We start from the raw sequence: 21485 nt of genomic DNA on the forward strand, positions 1-21485 counted from the left end.
TCAGGCTGGAGCTTTGGCCAATCGGGCCTTGAGCGTCCGGCGAATTCGATAGTTTTCAAGTAGACCAAGCGGAATGAAGTGAACGAGAGCTGGTCCGAACTCGTTGTGAACGAATATCCAATGAAGCAAGGTTGCCAATGCGGCGACGTAAACAAGACGCTGCAACGGCTTCCAACCGGATCCAAGCTTTCGAACGGAAAAGTCGTTGGATGTAACTGCCAGAGGCAGAAACACGAAAAAGGCCAGCCAACCGGTCCAGATGCCAAGTGCCCAGAACTCGCCCAAAACGGCTTTCAGCGATCCCATGTCGATGAGATAAAGAACAGTATGAAAAGCCGCGTACCCGAACGCGGCAACGCCGAAATATCTGCGGCGTCGAAGCATCCAGAACCAGAAGCGGTTTGTCGGAAACATCAGGCGAAAGGGAGAAATGATCATGGAAATGATCATGAAGCGCGCCGCAAATTCCCCCGTGGGATGCAGCAGGAACTCCGTTGCCTGACGCCCATCTTCCGAAGTCGCGCCGCTTGCCAGGGCAAACATCATTGGAACGGACGGCAACGCCAAAAGGGCCCAAATGAAGGTTCTGCTATCCACGATCTTCTTCATAACGTCTCTGCCCATGACCTTGCGGACCTCCCTGGAACCCCAAGTTTGATCCGAAGATAACGGACAAGTGTCGTAGAACTGTCCCAGCTCCAGTACGCATTTGTCGCAAAATGTATCGAGAGGAAACAACAACGCGAAAACCCCGACGGTTCCGCGTTGGGGCACTTGGAACCGGCCGGGGCCTTTTGTAGGACCTGATCAGGCCCGCTTCGACAATATATTCAAACCTATGAAACTAAATGCGGCAACCTGTCTCTGCGACAGCCTTTCTGCTCTTTAAGGCAAAGCGACAACCGGAGTTCTGATCCCTACTCTTTGAAAAAGATCTTCAATGTCATGATTTGCCATTCGGATGCACCCGTAAGAAACAGCACGCCCGATCGAACCCGGCCTGTTGGTACCGTGGATGGCGTAATTGCCATTGGAAAGCGTCATTGCGGCAACTCCCATCGGATTGTTGGGCGCACCACCTCTGATCACGTCGGGAAGATTGGGAAAGTCTCTGCGAACTTCCGCTGATGGCGACCAATCCGGCCTCAGATACTTCGCCGTTATCTGTGCCTGGCCTGTCCAGGCCTTCCGCCGTTTTCCAACTGCAACCTTGTACCGGATGGCGCGGTTCCCGCGCAGCACCAGGTAAAGCCGCCTTTCGGAATTTCTGATTACAATGGTTCCCGGACGAAAGCGATGGTCGGAAAAACCGACGAGTTCCGCAGCAGATCCAGGCAATGGTCCTGCCAGGAGAAACATAAGCCCAAGCAAGGGCAACAAAAGACAGATAGCGGGTTTTGAACGCATGACTTTCCCCTGATCCATCGGGAAAGATTATCGTGTGGCTGCCCTTGAAAGAACCAGCCCCGCCCTACTTTCTTACCAAAAGGTTAACGATGAAAACCTCCATCACTCCGGCCAATCGCCGGAATGTGTGGCCTGGTTCAAGACTTGTGATCCAAATTTAGTACCGAACAGTAGGTAAATCCGTATTGTAGGAGCCGCTCTCAAACTCACGGCATGCGAGCCTGCGGATGCGAAAGGAAAGGCATCCTTCTGGATTGATCGCATGAGATCTTACAAAGCAAGGACAAATCACATGACACGTCATTGGCTGAGCAAACTTGTTTCCCGTTATCTGCTCCTTCTTGTCGTGGTGTCTCTCCTGGGGCTCGGTGCATTGTTCACAACGTCGCATCATGTCAGCGCCGGCCCGATTTCGGGAACCTATGTTCTGACGCCTTCAAACATCGATACCGGGTTTTCCGTACGAGTTCTCGGCAGAGGTCCGGTCCAGGGCGAGTTCAAGAATGTGACCGGCAAGATGGTTCTTGACCAGAACCGGCCGGAAAAAAGCCGTGTGAATGTCACTGTGGATCTCAGAAGCGTCGAGACCAACAATGACCGCGTCACGGGTTTCCTGAAAAGCTCAGCCATGTTTGACGTTGCAAATCATCCGGTTGCGAACTTTCAGAGCACGAGAATTGTCATCACCGGCAAGTATTCGGCTGAGGTCGAAGGTGTCCTGTCACTCCGGGGACAACGCAAGAGAACCAAACTCTCGGTGAAAATTGTGAACACCAACTCCCGGGGCCGGGTTGCCTTCGAAGTTTCTGGAGGCTTTTTCAGAAGTCTCTATGGAATGGATGCCGGATTGCCGATCTATGCTGACAAGGTGAACCTGAAGATCAGGGGAACGGGCCGTCGCGGCTGATTTCCTGACCCTGCCGCCTGTTCTCGCTTTCAAGCTCCAACTGTTGCGCTACATCGGGTTCGGAGCGCCGTCGCGCCACTCATACCACACGTAGGTCGGAACATTGCTGTCACCGTTCTCGTCAAAAGTGACCGCCCCGAGCACGGTGTCAAATGTCCCTTCCTCTAACGCCTTGGACACACCTGAAAGCTCAGTGGCACCCGCACTATTGGCAGCATCAGCCCAGGCTTGAATCGCCGCATATGTGGTCAGAGCGTAGCGATCACTGGGATTGCCGCTTTCCTCAAGCGCGGACACAAGGTCTTGTGCGCCTGAAAGGTCACGCGGCACCTGAGGATAGGTCAACAGCGTGCCATTCCCGGCCGGACCGGCTACCGACCAGAAATCTTCCGTCATCAATGCGTCACCTGAGATAAGCACCGCGTCGAGCCCCTGCCTGTCCATCTCCAGCTTGATGAGACCGGCTTCAGGGTGATAGCCGCCGAGATAGACTGCATCTATTCCCTCCAGTGACAGCTGGGACACCAGGCTTCTGTAGTCGTTCTCTCCGGCATCAAACCCGAGTGAAATGCTCTCGGTCTTGCCCTGGTCGTTCATCGCATCCTTGACCGCATCGGCAAGCCCCTTGCCATAAGCCGTCTTGTCGTGGAGGATCGCCACATTGCCAATCTTGAAGTGTTCAGCCAGAAATTTCCCGGCAATCCAGCCTTGCGCGTCATCTCTCGGAGCGAGACGGAACACACCTTCTCCAGGGCGCTCATCGGTGAATTTCGGCAGCGTGGTGGCGGGCGAAATCTGGACAATACCGGCATCTGCATAGACTTCACTTGCGAGCAGCGAGGCGCTGAAACAAAAGTGCCCGGCAACAAAAACAACCCCCTTGCCGATAAGCTGATTGGCAACAGCCACTGCCTGATCGGCATTGCAGGCATCATCGGCTACTTCCAGAACAAGTTGCTCACCATTGACGCCACCTGCCGCGTTGATGTCCTTGACCGCCTGTTCAGCGCCGGCCCTCATTTGCGCCCCGAACAGACCAAATTGCCCCTTCATCGGTCCCGCAATCGCAATCGGTATCTCGGCGACGGCCGCTCCGGAGAGAAGGCTGCATGCCAGGAATGTCATGCTGGCGGCAAGATGCTGATAGGTCATCCGTTTCCCTGAAAGTCCGACTGGTTTTCCTTACCCCTACCGCGAGTGGGCATTTAGCTCAATCTGACCACCGACAAAAAAGCTGGCGGAACGCGATTTGCTGCGACATATCTTGATTGCGGCCGGAAGAACTGAACAGACAATGACGGTAATTTGTTTGCAACGGCGCCCTAGGCACGGCATTACCGGATGAATAAACTCCGCCGTCCGTCTGAAACCCGAGCGATTCCCCGGCCATTGGCCCTTGGAGCTGTATTTATGTCGTCATCCGTCGCCGATCCCAATGAACAGAGCAAACTGCCACTGGACACGCAGAGCTTCAGAGAGGCTATGAGCCGGATAGCTGCTGCCGTTCATGTGGTAACGACTGATGGTCCGGGCGGGCGCATGGGGGCAACCGTTTCCGCTGCGTGCTCCGTAAGTGACGACCCGCCGAGCATTCTCATTTGCCTCAACAGGCAGACACGCATGCATAACGCGGTGCTGAAAAATCGGACATTCTGCCTGAACACTCTGAGCGACGACCATGAAGAGATTTCGGACACCTTCGCCGGTCGGCACAATCTCGAAATGCCGGACCGCTTTGCAAAGGGCGAATGGACGAATCTTGCAACCGGCTGTCCGGCGCTCGACAGTGCCCGCCTGAGCGTGGACTGCGAAGTCTTCTCTGTGACCGAGATGGGCACGCATTCGATTATCGTCGGTACTGTCGCTGATCTGCGCATGAAGGATCCGGGCAAGTCGCTCCTTTACGTACGCAGAGGATATAAAAGTCTCGACACCTGAGCATCTCGCGACCAAACTGATGCTCCTTGTTTTCCTGATTTGTGGAACGACGCTCGATGTCCGGATTGCGTAACCTGATCACAGATGTTCCAGGCTTGAAGGTCGGCAATGCTTCCGACCAGGACTTGAAGTCCGGCGCAACCGTTCTTGTTCCGGATGAACCGGCGGTGACATCGGTTGCCATACATGGTGGCGCTCCAGGCACTCGCGAAATCGCTCTCCTGGAACCTGAGCAAACAGTTGAAAAGATTGACGCGATCGTTCTGGCCGGTGGCTCGGCTTTCGGTCTCGATGCCGGTGCAGGCGTCCAGGGGCGGCTGGCCGAACTCGGTTACGGGTTCCAGGTCGGTCCGGTTCGTGTTCCGATTGTACCAACCGCAATTTTGTTCGACCTGCTCAACGGTGGTGACAAGAGCTGGGGCCAGGCCGCGCCCTATCGCGACCTTGGCCGCTCGGCACTGGATGCTATTTCTCACGATTTTGCTTTGGGCTCTGTTGGAGCGGGCACTGGAGCAACCACTGCCAACTTGAAGGGGGGCCTTGGGTCGGCGTCACAGGTTCTGGACAATGGCGTCACGGTCGGCGCAATTGTCGCGGTGAACGCACTCGGCCGCGCGACTGTCGGTGATACCCAACATTTCTGGGCGGCACCGTTCGAGGTCGCCGAGGAGTTCGGGGGACGTGGCATGGCCCACCCCTTCCCTGAAGATGGCATCTCCGTACGCACCAAACTGGACGCGCTGAAAGCTGGAGCAAACACCACCATTGCGGCAGTGGCCACCGATGCGATTCTGACCAAGGGCGAAGCCAAGCGCCTTGCCGTCATGGCCCACGATGGTCTTGCCCGTGCGCTCTGGCCGGCACACACACCTCTTGACGGAGACCTGGTGTTTGCCATGTCGACAGGTCAACGCAGACTTGAGAACGGCCTGGAAGATATGGTGCAACTTGGCGCGGCGGCGGCATCGTGCCTCGCCCGCGCAATCGCAAAGGGTATCTATCACGCCACCCCGGCATCGGATGACCCGGTGCCGACCTGGCAGGAAAAATTCGGCAAATAACGGGAAATCCGTCAGCGCTATCCAACCGTATGCGAAGTGTGCTCACAACAAGAGAGGCATCGCAGCAATGGTTCGCCCATGGAAAGTCCTGATGTTCGTGCTGGCCCTGCTGATTACGGCAACTCCCGCATCTGCTCAATCGAAGCCTTTGGTGCTGGAGGAGTTCTTTCGAGGCAAGACTGTCGGCAAAGGGGTTTTTGAAAGCCAGATTGCCGGAGTGAACCGCCCCTTCACGGTCTATCTGAGAGGAAGCTGGAACCCTCGGACATTCACGCTTCGGCTGCGAGAAGATTTCGTCTACGACGATGGAGAGCGGGACACCAAAACCTGGTTTTTCCAGAAGGTTGCCGACGGCCGGTATATCGGCCAGAGGGCCGATGTCATAAGCCCGACAAACGTCAGCACTGACCCAAATGGAGCCTTGCGGTTCTCGTATATAGCCGAGCTTCAGACACAGAACGGACCGTTGCTGCTTCGCTTTGACGATACCTTGACGCAAGTGGATCGACGCACGGTTCGCAATAGAGCGAAGGTCATGAAGGCAGGAATAACCATTGGCACCGTGGACCTGACCTTCACGAAGTAGCGATCACCAAACAAGATATTTTGTAAAAGCTTGATTGCATCGGCATGAGCGGCCTAACTTTAAGGAGTATACTTTTTTTATTCCATGAGGCCGTTATGACGCCACTACGCACATTCTCCAAGATAGGATTGCGCTGTCTTGTTTTTATCGCTGCGACGGCTTTGACCCTTTCCGTTAAGGCAGCCGAACCAAAGCTGGCAGACAGTCTGGAAGAAAATCTGCGCACTCCCTTCACGGGTGATTTCGACGAAATTATCGATCGTGGCTTTGTCCGTGTGCTCATTCCCTTTTCCAAGACGGGTTACTTCATCGACAAGGGCGAACAGCGTGGCAGTACCGTCGATACCATGCGCGAGTTCGGCAAGTTCCTGGACAAGAAATACGGAAAGAAAACGAAGGACCTCTCGATCGTCCTGATCCCCACACCAAGAAACAAACTGTTCACGGACCTTGACGAGGGACGCGGCGATATCTCTCTGGGCAATCTGACAATCACGGAGGAGCGCCGTAAACTGACTGACTTCTCCATCCCCCTGCTACAGGACGTTCATGAGGTCCCGGTCACAGGCACCGACGTTGGTGAATACACCTCACCTTCAGACCTCTCCGGTCTGACCATATACGTGCGGAACTCCGCGTCCTATTACGAAAGCCTTGACGCCCTGAACAAACAATTTGAGCTGGATGGCAGAAAAGCCATGAACCTGGTCTTGGCAGATGAACGCCTCGAGGACGAAGACCTCATGGAGATGGTCGCCGCAGGAGGCATTTCTACGGTAATCGTCGACCAACACAAGGCGGATCTGTGGCTTGAAGTATTGGACGGTCTCAAGACGCATCCCAAGGCTGCCGTTCGCACCGACGGGGAAATCGCTATCGCGGTACGAAAATCAGCCCCGAAGCTGCTTGAGGAGATCAACGGATTTGCTGCGACTGTAAAAAAAGGCACCCTGCTCGGCAACATCATCTTCAAGAAGTACCTCAGAGAAGCCAGCTATCTACGCAACCTTCGCGACGACAGCTACGGAAAAGAGCTCGAGGAATACGAGAAACTCTTCAAGAAATATGCGGGGGAATACAAGTTCGACTGGCTGTTAATTGCTGCCCAGAGTTTTCAGGAGTCACGCTTCGACCCGAAGGCCCGAAGTCACGCAGGCGCCGTCGGGCTCATGCAGATCAAGCCTTCTACGGCCGAAGGATCGCCCATCAATATCCGCGGCGTTACCAAGGACACGGAGAAAAATGTCCACGCAGGCGTAAAATATCTGCGTTTCCTTGCCGATCAGTATTTTCCTGAGCTGTCTTCACACGAGGCGAACCAGACGTTCTTTGCGCTTGCCGCGTACAATGCAGGTCCCAGTCGTTTTGCCAGAATGCGCGAGAAAGCAAAGAAACAGGGTTACGACCCGGACGAATGGTTTGGAAATGTCGAGTGGATTGTAGCCTCTGAAATCGGCAGACAACCGATCGACTATGTTGGCAACATTTACCAGTACTACGTTGTCTTTCACAATCAGATCAAACGGACAGAAGCCGATGCCGCCGCCAGGCAGGCAGCGGCACAGGAATAAAACCGGTCGGCTGGTACAGGTTCTGACCTCAGGCGGCCTTCCGGCCCAGATGCCCTGCCCGGCTCAGCATCTTTGCCCGTGCGCGATCGTTCGATCCGCGGATGGGTGAAAAGATATGATACCCCTTGGGTTTGAGGCCACAGAATGACAGGATCTGCTTTTCCGTTTGTTTGCGTGAGCCTGCGCCATAAAGCCAGCGGAAAATCCAGCCTGGAGTGTCGGCCGTCACCAGCACTTCAGCCGTCCTGCCTTCCAGCAGTTTTTCCGGAAGAGCTTTTCCGGAGATATATTTGAACGCCTTGCCGGGCAGCAGCACACGATCAAAGAGGCCTTTCAGTTTTGCCGGATGACCGCCCCACCACAGGGGATAGGCAATCACGACATGCTCACACCATGTGATGTCGTTCCACAGCTTCTGAAGGTCTGGTTCAAGTTCGGGAGCATTCTTGAAATCGGAAGTGCCGAAATCTGGGTCAAACTTCAGTTCAGACAGGTGCTGAACGCGCACCTCATGGCCTTTCGTCAAGGCGTTTTCAGCGTATTCACCGGCCAGCGCACCGCAAAACGAGCCCTTCTCCGGATGTCCATCGAGGATCAGTATCCGAGTCATATTCACATCCACATTTTTCGAATTCAGGTCAAACCATAAAATTGACCACGGTCATTTTTTGACATCGATATGCTCTGATGTCAAGAATTATTTGACCACGGTCAATTTTAAGAGGTTTCATGACACGCAAGCCGCAACAACGCAGCATCGCTACCCGCGCCCGGGTGCTTCAGGCTGCCAGGGATCTGAGCCGGATACATGGACTTGAACAGGTCACCGCTGAAGCAGTTGCAAAGGAAGCCGGTGTCGCCAAGGGGACCGTCTTTTCTCATTTTGGCGACATGAACGGGCTGTTGACCTATGTCCTGCTTGACCGGTTGAACGCTCTGCGCTCGCCCGCGCAAGACCCCGGCGATCTGCCGCAAGCTGTGACGGACCCTGTCGGCTTGCTGATGCAAAGAATGATGGGGCTCATTGGCGTAATCACCGACAGTCCCACGGTCCTGAGACTGTTTCTCGACAACATTGGCGTTACAAAACCGACTTGCGCGGCAGAATTCGTCGAAGCACTCGACGCATTGGACGCAGAGTTGATCGCTTTCCTGCAAGTTTGGCAGAACTCAGACGCGTTTACCCCAACGCTCCGCAAGGACCGGTCACCAGGAGAGATGACGGATGGTCTGATTGCCTTCATGATTCATGGGGCAATCCTCCTAAAAAGCCATCAAATGACCGACACGAGCGAACTGGAGCACCGTCTTCGACGGCATGTCGAGGCCTTTGTGCTTACCGGCTAGCAGCAATCTCTGCCGGGTCCGCATGGTTTTTAAACCCGGGAATGACCGCCACGCGTTTGTTCGGCAAAATGATTTCTAGCTGGCTGACCGAGCTTTAAGCCGGAACTTCTCCAGGCCATGAAACCACATGGTGTTCATAGTCTTCCAACTCCATTCCGTCTTCCGGCACCGTCCGGTCTCGAACAGAGATTCCAGCAGCGTGTACGGTTTCCGGATCACCGGAAACCAGAGGATGCCACCAGTAGAGTTCTCTCTCCTCATGCACCAGCCTGTAGGCGCATGTGGGCGGCAGCCAAGAAAGGGTGCGCACTTCTTCGGGTGTCAGCTGGATGCAATCTGGTACAGTCGCAGCCCTGTTTTCATAGTCCTTGCATCGGCAGGACCCGCTATCGAGAAGCGTGCAGGCAACATCCGTCCAGACGATCTCGCCCGTATCCCAGTCTTCCAGTTTATTCAGACAACATCTGGCGCAACCGTCACAAAGCGACTCCCATTCTCCAGACGTCATTTCGTCCAGCGTCTTGGTCTTCCAGAACGGCAAACCACCGCTATCCGTGTCAGAATTCATTCTTTTACTTTGCCTATGCCGGAGGCGGAAAAACCGGAACTTCGCTTTTGCCGGAACGATCCGAAGCGCCAGCGCCTATCATGCTATATTCCGTGCCGCAAGTCAGACGGATCGGAGTAGAAACACCCAGCGCCTTTTGCAATGAAAGATCAATAAACTGGGAGCAAAATACATCGTCGGCCGGGGCCTGTTTTCACACACGAAAAAAACCGGTAATTTGAAGAAATCTGTACTGATCCGGAGTTCAAGTCCGCGTGGAAGACAAACCGCAAACAAGTGAGATCAAGGGCACTCAAAAGCCGCGCAAGCGAGACCGCATTCGCCGGTTCTTCCTTGCGATTGATGCATTTGTCGACACGGCACTCTGGCGAAGCGGGGCTGCAATCCGGCGCGTCCTTGGGGGATATGATGCCTATTTGCGCCGGTTTCGTGCAAAGGGCATCTGGCGGGGTCTGGCCGAGCTTTCTTCTGACGGTCTCACATTCGGCCTGATCGGTTTCGTCGTGGTGCTGGCATTTGCGCAGCCGGCATTCGAAGCAACCCGATACGCGGACTGGAAAACAACTGATGATTTCGCGGTCACGTTTCTCGACAGGTTCGGCAAGGAAATCGGCCGACGGGGCATCGTGCTGAACGACAGTGTTCCCCTTGAGGAAATTCCTGATTCCCTGGTCAAGGCAACGCTCTCAACGGAAGATCGGCGCTTCTTCTACCATTTCGGCATCGACTTCATGGGGACCTTCCGGGCGATGGTGGAAAATGCCCGCGCCGGAGGTGTCGTCCAAGGTGGCTCGACCCTCACGCAGCAGCTGGCGAAGAACCTCTTCCTGACCAATGAACGCAGTCTGAGCCGCAAGATCAAAGAGGCGTATCTGGCGCTTTGGCTGGAAGCGAACCTGTCAAAACAGGAAATCCTGAAACTCTATCTCGACCGTGCCTACATGGGCGGCGGCGTGTTTGGAGTGACCGCCGCCGCGGAATTCTATTTCAACAAAAATGTCCGCGAACTGACGCTTGCTGAGAGTGCCATGCTTGCTGGTCTCTACAAGGCCCCGACAAAATACGCCCCACACATCAACCTGCCCGCAGCCCGCGCCCGCGCGAACGAAGTGCTGACCAACATGGTCCAGGCGGATCTGTTGACAGAGGGTCAGGTCATCGGTGCCAGACGCAATCCCGCGCTTGCGGTCGACCGTTCCCAGGAACAGCTTCCGGAATACTTCCTCGACTGGGCGCTCGATGAGGTCAAGAAGCTCGCACGGCGCAATCCGGCGCTTGCCCGGGATCGCATCGTGACCGTTCGCACGACACTGGACCCCGCCCTGCAACGTCAGGCGGACCTGGCGGTGGAAACCATCTTGCGGGAAAACGGCAAGCTGCGCGAAGCGAGCGAAGCCGCGCTGGTCTCGATGATCCCTGATGGTGCCGTCGTTGCCATGGTTGGCGGCAGTTCCTATGGCCAAAGCCAGTTTAATCGTGCAGTCGACGCGTTGCGTCAACCAGGTTCTTCATTCAAGCCATTCGTCTACATGACCGCCTTCATGAACGGTTACGCGCCCGACAGCATCGTTCCCGACAGGCCGGTCTGGATCGGCAACTGGTCACCGAAAAACTACTCCAGGCGCTATCGCGGCCCGGTCACGCTGAAGACTGCGCTGACGAAATCAATCAATACCATCCCTGTGCGGCTGTCTCTCGATTTCGGCAGGGAGAAGATTATTGAAACAGCCTATGCGATGGGTCTGACACACGAGCTGGAAAACTCCATCTCGCTGCCCATTGGCTCTTCGGAAGTCTCCGTGATCGACATGGCTTCCTCTTATGCATCCTTTGCAAATGGCGGTTACAAGGCGCCTGCCTATGCCATTTTGGAAGTCAAGAACAGCGATGGGGTGGTTCTCTATCGTCGTGAACAGGAAGAACCGGAACGCAAGCGGGTTCTTCCTGAAGATAAAGTGCATCAGATCAACGACATCCTGGTGAATGTGGTCGAGGCCGGCACGGCCCGCCGGGCGCGCATCGACGGCGTTGTTGCAGGTGGCAAGACCGGCACCACCAACGCGTACAGAGACGCATGGTTTGTCGGTTACACGGGTAATTTCTCTACGGCAGTCTGGTTTGGAAATGACGATTTCACGTCCACCCGCCGCGTAACCGGCGGCAGCCTTCCGGCCATGACCTGGCAGCTTTACATGGACTATGCCCATAGAGGTATCGAACTCTCCAGGATGCCCGGAGTGGAAGCAGAAAGTCTTCCACGGCTTGCCAGCGCGGAACCGACAAAACTCTCCGAAGCCCAGGCGATCAAGTCCCAGCCTCGCGTCTTGAAACGGCGTACTCAGGATCTCTTGTTGAAGATCGGCAAGGATCTGCGCCAACTGATTGAACGGTCCAGTGCGAAGGCCGTTCCGGACAACACCTCTTCCACGACAGACTATGCGGCTGCCCAATGACAGATGCCTCCCTGCGACCTCCAGCATCTGCCCACAGTGAGGCGGATTGGTACCAGGAGGAGCTTCCAAGAGCGATACGTCCGCACCGCAGCCACCCGCTGCGCACGCTTACGGCAGTGACACTCGTGGTCGCGCTCGCATCTCTGCTTGGCATCAGTTCGGCGTATCTAGTTATAGAACGCGAGCAACCTCTTGATGCGGTTTCCATTGGTCCCTGGCAGGCCTATCCGCGTGCAGGAACAGCCGAAGCCGACCCCTATTCCGTGGCAATCTATACACGCGGAGCCGTCATTCCGCTTGCCTCGGGTGAAGGCCTCGCCCTTGTGGCGCGTGAAGACAGCGCCGGGCACCTTCTGGACCCGACCTGTATTTACAGAATTTACGGACAAACGCCTTCTGCGAGACTTTGGACAATGACCGCAGTGGATGGTCACGGCCGGCTGGTTGAAACACTACCTGGCCGCGTTCATCTCGCGAGCCAGAACCTGCTGCGAAATCCCGATGGAAGCTTTGACATAACGGCAGCGACAAAACCTCAGTCCGGGAATTGGCTGCCCCTGGCTGCCAACGCAAATGCCAGCGACGGATTGCGCCTTGTCCTACGGCTTTACGATGCACCGGTTACGACCGGCGCCGCACTTGACGGTGTCAGCATGCCCGCAATCGAAAGGCAGGGCTGCCCATGACGCTCTCTCCCCGCTTCAATCTGACAGTTGGCGTTCTTGCAACGATTTGCCTGGCAGCAATCATTCACATACTTGTGGTGTTGAGCATTCCTCACAATGTTCAACACAGTGCGTTCGACAACATCGCAAAGCACGGACCGGACCGGCAGTTCAACCTGTTGCCGGATGTAAAGCCCGGTCACGAGGTTCTGCCCGACCTTGACCCAGCAATGAAGCATGCCGCCTGCCGTTTTGAACTTGCAGACGGACCGGTTCTGTTCGATGCCAGCATTCCGGTTTCATTCTGGTCGATCGGTCTGTTCAACTCTGCAGGCGAAGCGGTCTACAGCCTCAACAACCGCACAGCCGGTGCGGAGAGCCTGTCCATGCTTGTGCTCACGACCGAGCAATTGTCGATACTGCGCGAAAATCCGCCGGAGAACCTTGAAGACCTGATTGTCATTGAAACTGACGAAATCAGCGGCTTTGCGCTTCTGAGGGCCTTCGTTCCCCACCCTTCCAAGGCAGACACGGTTGACAAGGCCTTGATGGCGGCGGACTGCGGAACGATCGGTTAGTCCGCTATCAGCCGGTGACTTTCACATTTGCCCAGGTCCACTTGCTGAAGCGTTTTCCATGTGATGCGCAACATCATTGTCCGGCCCCCCTGACATTTCCCCTAAAGTGGCAACAAGCTGATCGTCGCCGCTTCTCAGTTCCGCCGGAGCCAATGGTCCAAGGGCTTCGAAAAGGTCGGTCAACAAATCCCGATACCGCCGCCAGCGACCGATGGAAGATCGGAAAATAGGCCGCCGGACCTGCAGGTTGGAAAAAGTGGTGACAGGATTGTCTCCCTTGTAGAATTCCAGGCACTCTTCTTCCCACGAAAGTCCGGCACGGACCAAAAGCTCGCGGCTCTCCACCTCCTGATTATGAACGAGATCCTCATAGGAAAGCCGATGGAGTTTCACCGGCAGAACCTTTGCCCAGTGATCCATGAGGCTCGCATACGTCTTGAAGTACCGGCCCACTGTCTTTTGCGACACACAGTAGTTGTGCGTTGGGGAAAGCGGATGCGACAGGAGCGAGATGCTGGTGTCGGCAGGACACCGGACACAATGAATGAAAGTCGCCTTGGGAAAGAGCAGCCCCATAAGCCAAAGCATCTCGAAATTGTGAGGCATCTTGTCCGTCACACGATCCGCACGCCTGTCGACATTGTTCAACGCAGCAAGATAATTGCGCGCGACGCGTTTGAAGTCGCGCGGCTCCATGTTTTTCAACTGCCTCTCGAGAGCCGACGAAGGGGCCCTGGTCAATCCCATATCCTGTTGCAAATGCCGGAAAAATGGAATTTCCGCTCCACTTGCTACGCGTGAATGTCGGCTGAAAATCTGTTCTACCAAAGTGGTTCCCGATCTCGGCATGCCGAAAATGAAAATGGGTCGCTCGCTTTCGTCGCCTAGTTCCATGCGGCTGGAAAAGAAGTCTTCGGAGAACACCTCCTTCATGAAGGCGATGCGCTCCTCATAGGCCGCATTGTCGAACTCTTCGTATCGCAAACGTCTCGCGCTTCGATAATGCTGAACGGCCCGCAAGGAGTCTCCCAGGTCATAATGAACCTTTCCTGCGGCCCAATGCAGGTTGGCCTCTTCGGGCGCGGCTCTCTTCTTGCCATTCTTCAGCAGATCTTCAATCAGGTCGAGTTCGGTCGGTTTTTCCTGATAGGTACGTGTCATCGTCAGGCACTGGAGCGCTGAAGGAAGTTCTTTCCCGACTGCGACGGCTTTTTCGAACCAGTCCACCGCTTCGTCAATATTCCCGATGGTGATTTCAAGCTGCCCCATTCCAACCAGGGCGTAACCGTTTTCAGCATCAAGCTTCAAGGCTTTCTCAAAGCTTTGACGGGCAAAAACCGGCTGCCTTTTCAAACGGTAGAGATCTCCAAGGTGAGCATGGAATTCGGCGGATCTCGGTGCAAGGGAAACGGCTCTTTTCAGAGACTTCATAGCAGCACCCAGATCCCCCGCATTCATGAGAGCCAACCCGAGAAGCTGATGCACCTGAGGGTGTTTTGAAGCTTTTCGTGCAGCTACCTGGAGTCGGGCAATAGCCAGTCCAATATCACCATCCTGGTAGGCGGCAATGCCCAGGGAGAAATTCGCCTGAGGGTTTCGCGGCTCCAACCGAAGCACTTCTTCAAAGAGCTCGAATGCCAAGGAGATCCGGCCGGCGTGCTGATGCGAAAGAGCTGTCTGGACGAGCCTCTCTACTTCCAAACTCATGGTAGCTCCAGTAGTCCATGCGTAAGCGACGAGATGCGGTGAATCTGGCGGTTAAGTGCGATCACTACAAATCACTTTACCGATATAGTTGTGAATAAATATATTCACAATTCATAATTGCAAGTTCATTAGCCGGTGAACCAACAGAAAGCCTAATTCGCTCTGTTTGATGTGAAATCTCGCAGCAGGAATCACGGTCGATTAGGGACCACTGCACCCATTGTGCGAAGAAGGCAAAAAGTCAGGTATGGAAGGAATGACATTCACGGACCTTGCAGTTTTTGGATGATGGAATTGTCGGGCCGCCATTCGACGAACCATCACCTTAGCCACAAAGTGTCGTGGAACTGTGCCAGAACCACCCTGAATTGTCGCAATTTGTAACACACCGCAAAGTGTGATCAGAAACCCTGCACGCTGGAGCGTTCGCAAGCAGCAAAAGTTACTTCTTCACGGGCGCGCGTTCGGTGCTCCATCCGGTATAGATTCTCGACTTGAGAACCGGTTTCTCCGGACCGTATCTGCTTCCGGTTTCGCAACTGGCCTCAGCCAGCCTGACCTGGCCTTCCAGCTCGCGAATGGAATTGTTGACCTTCCAGACCCGGTCCTGACTGGGCGTTTCGATCTCAAGCCCTTTTAGCGCTTTCTTGTATGCGATGATCCTGTATCGAAGCGCCTGACCCACCCACTTGATCATGACGCGATTTTCCCAGACCCGCGCCTTGGCTCCTTCGTAGGTTTCTTCAGTGGTCACGGGCGTGTTCTGAAGCACGCGCAGCCGCTCATCATCAGCGGTTTTTACCCGCAACGCCACTTCGCAAAACGGCATGACCAATTCCGCATCGCCCGAAGCATCAGCTGCAATCTTGTCGTAGCGGGCATTGGAAGATCGGAATTTGTCAGAGCGCAGAAAGATTAGGTAAAGGTCTGGTGGAACACGACCTTCGGTCTCCGGCAATACCCGGGTTCGTGACAGTTCCACCATGGTTCCGCCAATCCAGTCCTTCGTCCAGGGTGGTCGTATCAGCGCCCACCCGCGATTGCGCATCAGCTTTTCATCATCGGTGTAGTTGAACTTGGAGACCGGGTCTCCCCGCAGCCGTGCCGCTTCGTCTCCGGCAGCGGGCATCAAACGATCGTGGATCACGGAAGGCCTTGCACGATCGAAGTCCCCGGTCGGGCGTGTGCAGCCAGACAGCATCGCAGCCACAAGCAGGCATGCCGTCACGGCCACTTTCTGAAGGCCCCGGCACCCCTTCCCTTTTTCAGGGAACTGACCTGATCTAACTGCTCTTCCAATGCCCATCGGGCTTTTCCCCAACCGCTTGCGGTAAAAGCTGACGCGGCTGGAAAGGCTTGGACCGTCAGTCCTTGTCGGAACCAGCAGGTCCAGCTGCTTTTCCGATGGTCGTGATTCGTGCGGCAAGATCAAGGTCGTGTCGCTCATAGCGAACACCTGGGAAGAGGATAACTTCCCCCGAGGTCTCCCGGCTGGTTGATCGTCGATGGTTGGAACGATGGCCCACGCGAGCAGTGGGCCGTTGTGCTGACGCAAAATCCAACAAGGTGCCCATCGTCTCCTCCTTCGGTTCCAGTTCCAGATCCGGCGTATTACCGGCAAGGAACGGTCAAACGGGCGACGCATTACTTCCTGCAGGTTCATTAAGAAGCTGTCAGGGTTAATAGGATGCTAACGCTTTTGGTCCAATTTGAAGCAATCCAGTTTTGCCGGTCGTTCGGTCTTTTGTATTTTGTAGACGGGTGTCATGCGCCAGAGCCAACGCTTCAATCAGTCTCGGCCACCTTCAGCGGCTTATTCATCTTCTTCCAAGGGAACATCAACTGAGGCCAATGTGTTGCTTGCAGCGACAGAATTGTTTGCGGGCAGAGACAGGCATGATGTTGAAGACAAAAAGATTTTTCTGGAGTTAGCCCGAAATCTGCTTTCTTCCACACCGACCGCCGACCGGCGCCGGATTGCCAGTCTCCTGGTCTCTCACCCGGAAATGCCGGACGAGCTGCTGGAGACCCTGGCAGCAGATGAAGATGTAATGACAGCGTATCCCGCGCTTCGTTACAGTCCCAGGCTTTCTGTGGATCTCCTGCTCAAGGTGGCTCAATCTGGGCCTGACACCTTAAGAAAGGCAGTCGCCAACAGACCCTCACTGCGCGAATCGGTGATCAACGCCCTGTGCGACCATGCGGGTGCAGATGTCGTCCGCATCCTCCTGGACAGAGATGACATTCTGCTCACACGGACCCAACAGGCCAGGCTCAGTCGCAGGAGCGAAATCGTTGCGGCTCTCGGGCTCGAACTGGCTGGCCAGGACGCCCTCAACCCGGATGGCCTCATGGGCCAGTTCATACATCTGCCGCAGCAGCTCAAAGCCAAAGCGATCGCAGCGGCAGAATTGACCAACCTGGTAAAACAGGCTCAGACACCGGGTGAACTGGATGGCAGACGACTCAACGGAGCGCAGTTACAACTGCAGGACGCCATCGTCGAGCAGGCATTGCTACAAAACCGGCCTCGTTTTGCCGACCTTCTCGGCCAAGGGCTTGGCCTTTCACAGGCGACCTGTGATCTTCTGCTGCAACCTGATCAGATCGAAGGCCTTACCATCGCATTGAAAGCGCTTGGTCTGCCCGCCAATCAAGTGACCACGATTCTCATACGCCTGTGCGGGTCACACCTGCCGCTGTTGGAGCTTCGTGATCTCTTGCGTATCCACCGGACACTCAGCACGGGGGCCGCTGAAGTTCTAGTCGGTCAATGGATCTTGCAGGAACAGGCCCCACAGCGTTCGTCTTCTCCGCTGCAGCCTCAGTATCAGGAGGGGCGGCAACACAGGGAAGCAACCGAGGACGGTTCAGCGGACCGGTCGGACAAAAGCGCCGAAGGATCTCAGCTCTAAAACCGAAAGATGCCTTTGCCCGGATCCACAGGTTCCTCATCCGCCAAAGGCAGGTCGACTTTCCCGTCACGGGCTTCGATCTCGACCAGCCAGTAATCCGGGTCCATGCGAGCTTCACTGGCCATACGTTGCTCCAGCGCTTCGCGTTCAACTTCTGACAGGATCTTCTCAAAAAGACGGCCTTGCGGAAGTTCGCCGAACATTGCCTGTGGCGCAGGGCCATACAAATCAACAGCACCATTCAGGCGGTCTACGCATACGAAGACAGCTCCCGCTTCAGCCGCACCTTTTTTGGAGACGGCAGCAAATCCACCTTCTCCGAAAATCCGGCGCACCAAGGCACTCACAAAGAACTCTGATGTAACCCGCATACCACTTCCCGAGCCAAGATGAACACCAAATTGCATTGGTCAGTCGATCGGCCTGAATTACGTCAGAACGGTGTCGCGGACAACTGGCGCAGATTTATCCGGACAACTTGCGGCCGCTGATCATTTCCAGACGCTCGATCATTTTGGCGCCGAGTTCACCGGTCAGGGGCAAGCCACGGTCCAACTCGAACCGTTTGATCGCGGCTGTTGTGTTGCCGCCCATGACGCCGTCCGGCTTTAGCGGGCCATATCCCAGCTCCGACAAGGCTTTCTGCACGCGCAGGAGCTGCGGGTCCGCGTCGACGCTATTGGCCTCCTGCACGACATCATTGGCCTGAGGAGCCGTTCCCGAGAAGCCGGGCTTGGCTCTTGGCACCGGAGTTTGAGCTTCGAGCGGAGCATCCCCGTGCATAAGAACCAGCGCAAGAAGGGCTTCATTTGCCTTGCCGGTCTCCACCTGCTCTGCCCGGCGTTCGAAAGCACGAATGGCTCTTTCCGTTGCTGGACCATTCAGACCATCCAGGGGGCCGGCATAGAGGCCGGTCTTTCTCAACGCGATTTGCAGATCAAGAACAAGCGTCGAGATTTCCTGGATCTTCGGCCCCGCCCGACGGCCATCGGGTTCGGGGAGTTGCAACGAATCCGGGCGATCACGGGTTGCAAAAATCGGAGCGGGATGGCGCCCCGGTTGCAAGCCGATCGCATTTGCGATTATCAGGCAAGCCGTCAGGCCCATGACGACAGTACCGCCTGCTGCAACGGGATTGTCCAGTGCGACATGGCTTGCCTTCGCCATGAACGTTTCGGGTGATTTCACCGGGGATGTCTTTTTGGTGGTCCTGGCCATTCCGCCACCTACGCCGTTTTTGCGAGCGTCAACAGCTCGCCTGCAGGTTCAACCGCTCTCGTCGGCAAGGACATCATCACGCTTTCACCCTGTCCGAGCGAGTTGTGAACTGCGACGCTCCCTCCGGCACGGCTCAGCATCTCGTCGGCAAATTCAAGTACTGGACCAGAATTAGCGGAGTTCCAATTGAGGCTTGATTGTCTGTTTTTCACCGAGATGATGAGCTGCAATTCGGAATCGACAGCGGCGCCCGACACCAGGATGGTCGCTCCGATTCCAGCCGTCTCGATCATGTCAGACAGGATAAAGCACAGGGACTGCCGCAGCACCTTCCGATCCGCGGTCAGTTTTGCCACGCTGAAGTCCAGATCAATCTCGATTGAAACACCTGACTGCGCCGCCACAGGTGCCAGCAGCTTGTTGCAGTTTTCAAGGCAGGTCCCCACCTCAACTGAACTGTGGTCCGTGTCACGGCCTTTTTCTCTGCCTGGAATGGTTTCCAGTACCGAGGTCATGGCGGACAAACCATCATCACATGATGATCTCAGGTGCCGGATCTCGTCACGAACGGAAATTCCCTGCGTTGTTGCGGCAGTCTCGAGTGTGGAAACCCTCGAACGTATCTCGGTGAGGCTCTTCCTTGCTTCGTCGCCTGCGTTCTGGACAAGGCTCCAGGAAACTTTCGCAACTCGCGGATCCTGATTATCGGCCGTTGTACCACCAGACCCGGCGCCGGGAGTTTCCTGGTCTTTGATGACAAGCAACAGTTTTTCAGCACTGCCCAATGGGTCTTGGGCATCCCTGACAGGCCTGAGGCTGAATTCGAGTACTCTGTATTCGGCGCTACCTGCTTCTCCCGGCGTTGTCGAACCAACTCGCAAACGCACTGAAAACACCGACGACGTTCCGTCATGCCGTGCTTCGGAGAGCTTGGTCAGATAGAGAGGCCGGTCTGCAACATGCAGGCGGGGAAACAGCCAGTCTTCACCGCTTGACGGCGTGATCCCAACAAGGTTCTGAACCGCGCCCCCCATGACCAGAATGTGACCATCCTGATCAATCTCACACAGAACTTCAGAAACATTCTGGCTTATCATGCGTCGTTTTGTTTCTGATGCGGAAACCGCGCTTTTTGCCAGGTTTCTGTCTCTGGAAATTCGCAGAGCGATTGTACCCGCGTAGAGGATGGCCGCCAAAGAAGAGAAAAACTGTGTCGCCGGAGACATGGGCGTAAGCTGGGTTACCACAGGCGGCAACAGCGTGACGGCAGCAAGAAGCGCTGCGCAGAGTGCGGTGATACCGGCCGCAATTCGCCGATCGGTCGCAAAGGCAGCTTCGATCGGCGGCATCAACAGCCAAAGAAGTGCGAAGGAACCGCTACCGCCTGTCAGAAAACAGACGGCGGCAACAAAGCACGCAAAGAGCGCAGAAGATATACCGATCGCGCGATCCAATGCCCCCGACTGCGACAGATAAAGTGCCAAAGGCCATTGGCTCAACATCCAGGCCAGCACCAGGATCGTTGCCAAATGCGGTGCACCGGCCAGTGCCAGATGCAATGGCAGAACAAACAAGGCTACCGTACCGCTGGCAAAACAGCTGATCAGGAAAGAACGGTGCAGTGGCGCAGAAAAAGGATCGGCAGCAGCGTGCGGATGAATCATCGCATCAACTCGACCCAGTCCACTACACCAGCTTTTATTGAATAAATTCAAAAGGTTACGCACTCTACTCTACCACACAACAATCACGGAAAATTCCCGTTCGCAACTCTTGGAAGCATATTGTCGGCCGCAGCACTTAAGGAACGATAAAGGATGAATCCATTTTACGAAAAAAACGAAAAACCGTTACAGTTCAGTCACTTGTCGCAGATGCGTAAAATTTGAATCAAATTATGAGAACATTCGACTTAAATATCTGATTTATTTTATGAAAATTGCGCAACTCGACTCAACTCGGAATTCTCATGTCCTTGCTAGCTTGATCCCATAACAAGCGCGCCTGCAGCGCAAACGGCGCGCAAACCGAACAGACTATGGGTAGCGACATGTTCTTTCTTCTGAGGACGGCCTTCTGGCTAACCTTGGTGCTGGTGCTGATTCCGCTCGGATCGGAACAGGAAAGCGCACCAAATGAAGCAGTGGATCCCGTTTCCGCATTTCTGGCTGCGCAGGCAGCCGTTTCCGATATCGGCAGTTTTTGCGATCGCAATCCGCGGGCGTGCGAAACCGGCGGCGATGCTCTGTCGGTAATCGGCAGCCGCGCTCGGGACGGTGCCAGGATCGTGTACGAATTCCTGGACACGCAAGTTGCAGGAAAGCCGGAGCCCGACGTCCTTGTTACCGGCTCCACCCCCACGGCCCAGCCTGGCGAGACTGTGATCGCGACTTCAGAAACACATTCCTACAGCCCGGTATTCAATCCGGCTTCGACTGTAGAAACAGTTTTTGGGCCCGTGCCTCGGCCCAAGCCACGCTCAGGCGAAAATACCTGAGTAACAAAGCCGTTGCACCAACCGACCTCCTGAGTGTGAAAACGGCATTTGCGCCCCGCTGGCGCGG

The 21485-nt window shown here is 55.4% G+C and carries 21 protein-coding genes; 11 read left to right on the forward strand and 10 right to left on the reverse strand.

From position 1 onward, the window contains the following. Positions 1-624, reverse strand: a complete 624-nt coding sequence (locus ABLO27_RS14325; protein ID WP_353033623.1) for a sulfite oxidase heme-binding subunit YedZ — start codon at positions 622-624, stop codon at positions 1-3. Between the two features lie 261 nt (positions 625-885). Next, on the reverse strand, positions 886-1359 hold the full coding sequence (locus tag ABLO27_RS14330; RefSeq protein ID WP_353035027.1) for a L,D-transpeptidase: 474 nt from the start codon (positions 1357-1359) through the stop codon (positions 886-888). Between the two features lie 340 nt (positions 1360-1699). Between ABLO27_RS14330 and ABLO27_RS14335 the strand changes: the two genes are divergently transcribed. Then, positions 1700-2314, forward strand: a complete 615-nt coding sequence (locus tag ABLO27_RS14335; protein ID WP_353033624.1) for a YceI family protein — start codon at positions 1700-1702, stop codon at positions 2312-2314. Between the two features lie 48 nt (positions 2315-2362). On the opposite strand, the gene ABLO27_RS14340 is transcribed toward ABLO27_RS14335, so the two are convergent. After that, positions 2363-3466: a branched-chain amino acid ABC transporter substrate-binding protein gene (locus tag ABLO27_RS14340; protein WP_353033625.1), complete on the reverse strand. Its 1104-nt coding sequence runs from the start codon at positions 3464-3466 to the stop codon at positions 2363-2365. Positions 3467-3724: 258 nt separating this feature from the next. Between ABLO27_RS14340 and ABLO27_RS14345 the strand changes: the two genes are divergently transcribed. The 4 genes from ABLO27_RS14345 (at position 3725) to ABLO27_RS14360 (ending at position 7470) form a co-directional block, all read left to right on the forward strand. Continuing rightward, positions 3725-4252: a flavin reductase gene (locus ABLO27_RS14345; RefSeq protein ID WP_353033626.1), complete on the forward strand. Its 528-nt coding sequence runs from the start codon at positions 3725-3727 to the stop codon at positions 4250-4252. Positions 4253-4308: 56 nt separating this feature from the next. Then, complete coding sequence (locus ABLO27_RS14350) at positions 4309-5313, forward strand: P1 family peptidase (RefSeq protein ID WP_353033627.1); 1005 nt, start codon at positions 4309-4311, stop codon at positions 5311-5313. Between the two features lie 67 nt (positions 5314-5380). Then, positions 5381-5899: a DUF3833 family protein gene (locus tag ABLO27_RS14355; protein ID WP_353033628.1), complete on the forward strand. Its 519-nt coding sequence runs from the start codon at positions 5381-5383 to the stop codon at positions 5897-5899. 95 nt (positions 5900-5994) lie between these two features. Beyond that, positions 5995-7470 (forward strand): transglycosylase SLT domain-containing protein, encoded by a 1476-nt coding sequence (locus tag ABLO27_RS14360; protein ID WP_353033629.1) that lies wholly within the window; start codon positions 5995-5997, stop codon positions 7468-7470. Positions 7471-7498: 28 nt separating this feature from the next. Here the strand turns inward: ABLO27_RS14360 and ABLO27_RS14365 are convergent, their stop codons facing one another. Continuing rightward, the gene (locus tag ABLO27_RS14365) at positions 7499-8080 is read right to left on the reverse strand and encodes an NAD(P)H-dependent oxidoreductase (RefSeq protein ID WP_353033630.1); all 582 of its coding nucleotides are present in this window, start codon (positions 8078-8080) and stop codon (positions 7499-7501) included. Positions 8081-8199: 119 nt separating this feature from the next. Between ABLO27_RS14365 and ABLO27_RS14370 the strand changes: the two genes are divergently transcribed. After that, positions 8200-8817, forward strand: a complete 618-nt coding sequence (locus ABLO27_RS14370; RefSeq protein ID WP_353033631.1) for a TetR/AcrR family transcriptional regulator — start codon at positions 8200-8202, stop codon at positions 8815-8817. Between the two features lie 94 nt (positions 8818-8911). Here the strand turns inward: ABLO27_RS14370 and ABLO27_RS14375 are convergent, their stop codons facing one another. Further along, positions 8912-9385, reverse strand: coding sequence for a YcgN family cysteine cluster protein (locus ABLO27_RS14375; RefSeq protein ID WP_353033632.1), 474 nt, complete (start codon positions 9383-9385; stop codon positions 8912-8914). A 254-nt stretch (positions 9386-9639) separates the two neighbouring features. Here ABLO27_RS14375 and ABLO27_RS14380 point away from each other — a divergent pair, with 254 nt between their 5' ends. The 3 genes from ABLO27_RS14380 to ABLO27_RS14390 are packed head-to-tail and all read left to right on the forward strand — an operon-like array spanning position 9640 to position 13081. Then, on the forward strand, positions 9640-11838 hold the full coding sequence (locus tag ABLO27_RS14380) for a transglycosylase domain-containing protein (RefSeq protein ID WP_353033633.1): 2199 nt from the start codon (positions 9640-9642) through the stop codon (positions 11836-11838). Beyond that, a complete protein-coding gene (locus ABLO27_RS14385; RefSeq protein WP_353033634.1) occupies positions 11835-12524 on the forward strand; it encodes a DUF1214 domain-containing protein in 690 nt (229 codons plus the stop codon). The genes ABLO27_RS14380 and ABLO27_RS14385 overlap by 4 nt, the downstream gene beginning before the upstream one ends. Continuing rightward, on the forward strand, positions 12521-13081 hold the full coding sequence (locus ABLO27_RS14390) for a DUF1254 domain-containing protein (protein ID WP_353033635.1): 561 nt from the start codon (positions 12521-12523) through the stop codon (positions 13079-13081). The genes ABLO27_RS14385 and ABLO27_RS14390 overlap by 4 nt, the downstream gene beginning before the upstream one ends. Before the next feature lie 21 nt (positions 13082-13102). Here the strand turns inward: ABLO27_RS14390 and ABLO27_RS14395 are convergent, their stop codons facing one another. Together ABLO27_RS14395 and ABLO27_RS14400 are read right to left on the reverse strand one after the other, a co-directional pair. Beyond that, positions 13103-14788: a tetratricopeptide repeat-containing sulfotransferase family protein gene (locus ABLO27_RS14395; protein ID WP_353033636.1), complete on the reverse strand. Its 1686-nt coding sequence runs from the start codon at positions 14786-14788 to the stop codon at positions 13103-13105. Positions 14789-15230: 442 nt separating this feature from the next. Beyond that, complete coding sequence (locus tag ABLO27_RS14400; protein WP_353033637.1) at positions 15231-16235, reverse strand: hypothetical protein; 1005 nt, start codon at positions 16233-16235, stop codon at positions 15231-15233. Positions 16236-16554: 319 nt separating this feature from the next. Between ABLO27_RS14400 and ABLO27_RS14405 the strand changes: the two genes are divergently transcribed. Further along, complete coding sequence (locus tag ABLO27_RS14405; RefSeq protein ID WP_353033638.1) at positions 16555-17703, forward strand: DUF2336 domain-containing protein; 1149 nt, start codon at positions 16555-16557, stop codon at positions 17701-17703. On the opposite strand, the gene ABLO27_RS14410 is transcribed toward ABLO27_RS14405, so the two are convergent. The 3 genes from ABLO27_RS14410 to ABLO27_RS14420 form a co-directional block, all read right to left on the reverse strand. Beyond that, a complete protein-coding gene (locus ABLO27_RS14410) occupies positions 17700-18074 on the reverse strand; it encodes a DUF1491 family protein (protein WP_353033639.1) in 375 nt (124 codons plus the stop codon). The two genes, ABLO27_RS14405 and ABLO27_RS14410, sit on opposite strands and share 4 nt — an antisense overlap. Before the next feature lie 94 nt (positions 18075-18168). Next, positions 18169-18921 carry a peptidoglycan-binding domain-containing protein gene (locus ABLO27_RS14415; protein ID WP_353033640.1) on the reverse strand — a complete coding sequence of 251 codons (753 nt, stop codon included), beginning with the start codon at positions 18919-18921 and terminating at the stop codon, positions 18169-18171. Between the two features lie 8 nt (positions 18922-18929). After that, a complete protein-coding gene (locus tag ABLO27_RS14420; protein WP_353033641.1) occupies positions 18930-20585 on the reverse strand; it encodes a hypothetical protein in 1656 nt (551 codons plus the stop codon). Between the two features lie 386 nt (positions 20586-20971). Between ABLO27_RS14420 and ABLO27_RS14425 the strand changes: the two genes are divergently transcribed. Next, a complete protein-coding gene (locus ABLO27_RS14425; RefSeq protein ID WP_353033642.1) occupies positions 20972-21418 on the forward strand; it encodes a DUF5330 domain-containing protein in 447 nt (148 codons plus the stop codon). Positions 21419-21485: the final 67 nt, after the last annotated feature.

This window comes from Roseibium sp. SCP15 (assembly GCF_040329435.1).
Lineage (GTDB): Bacteria > Pseudomonadota > Alphaproteobacteria > Rhizobiales > Stappiaceae > Roseibium.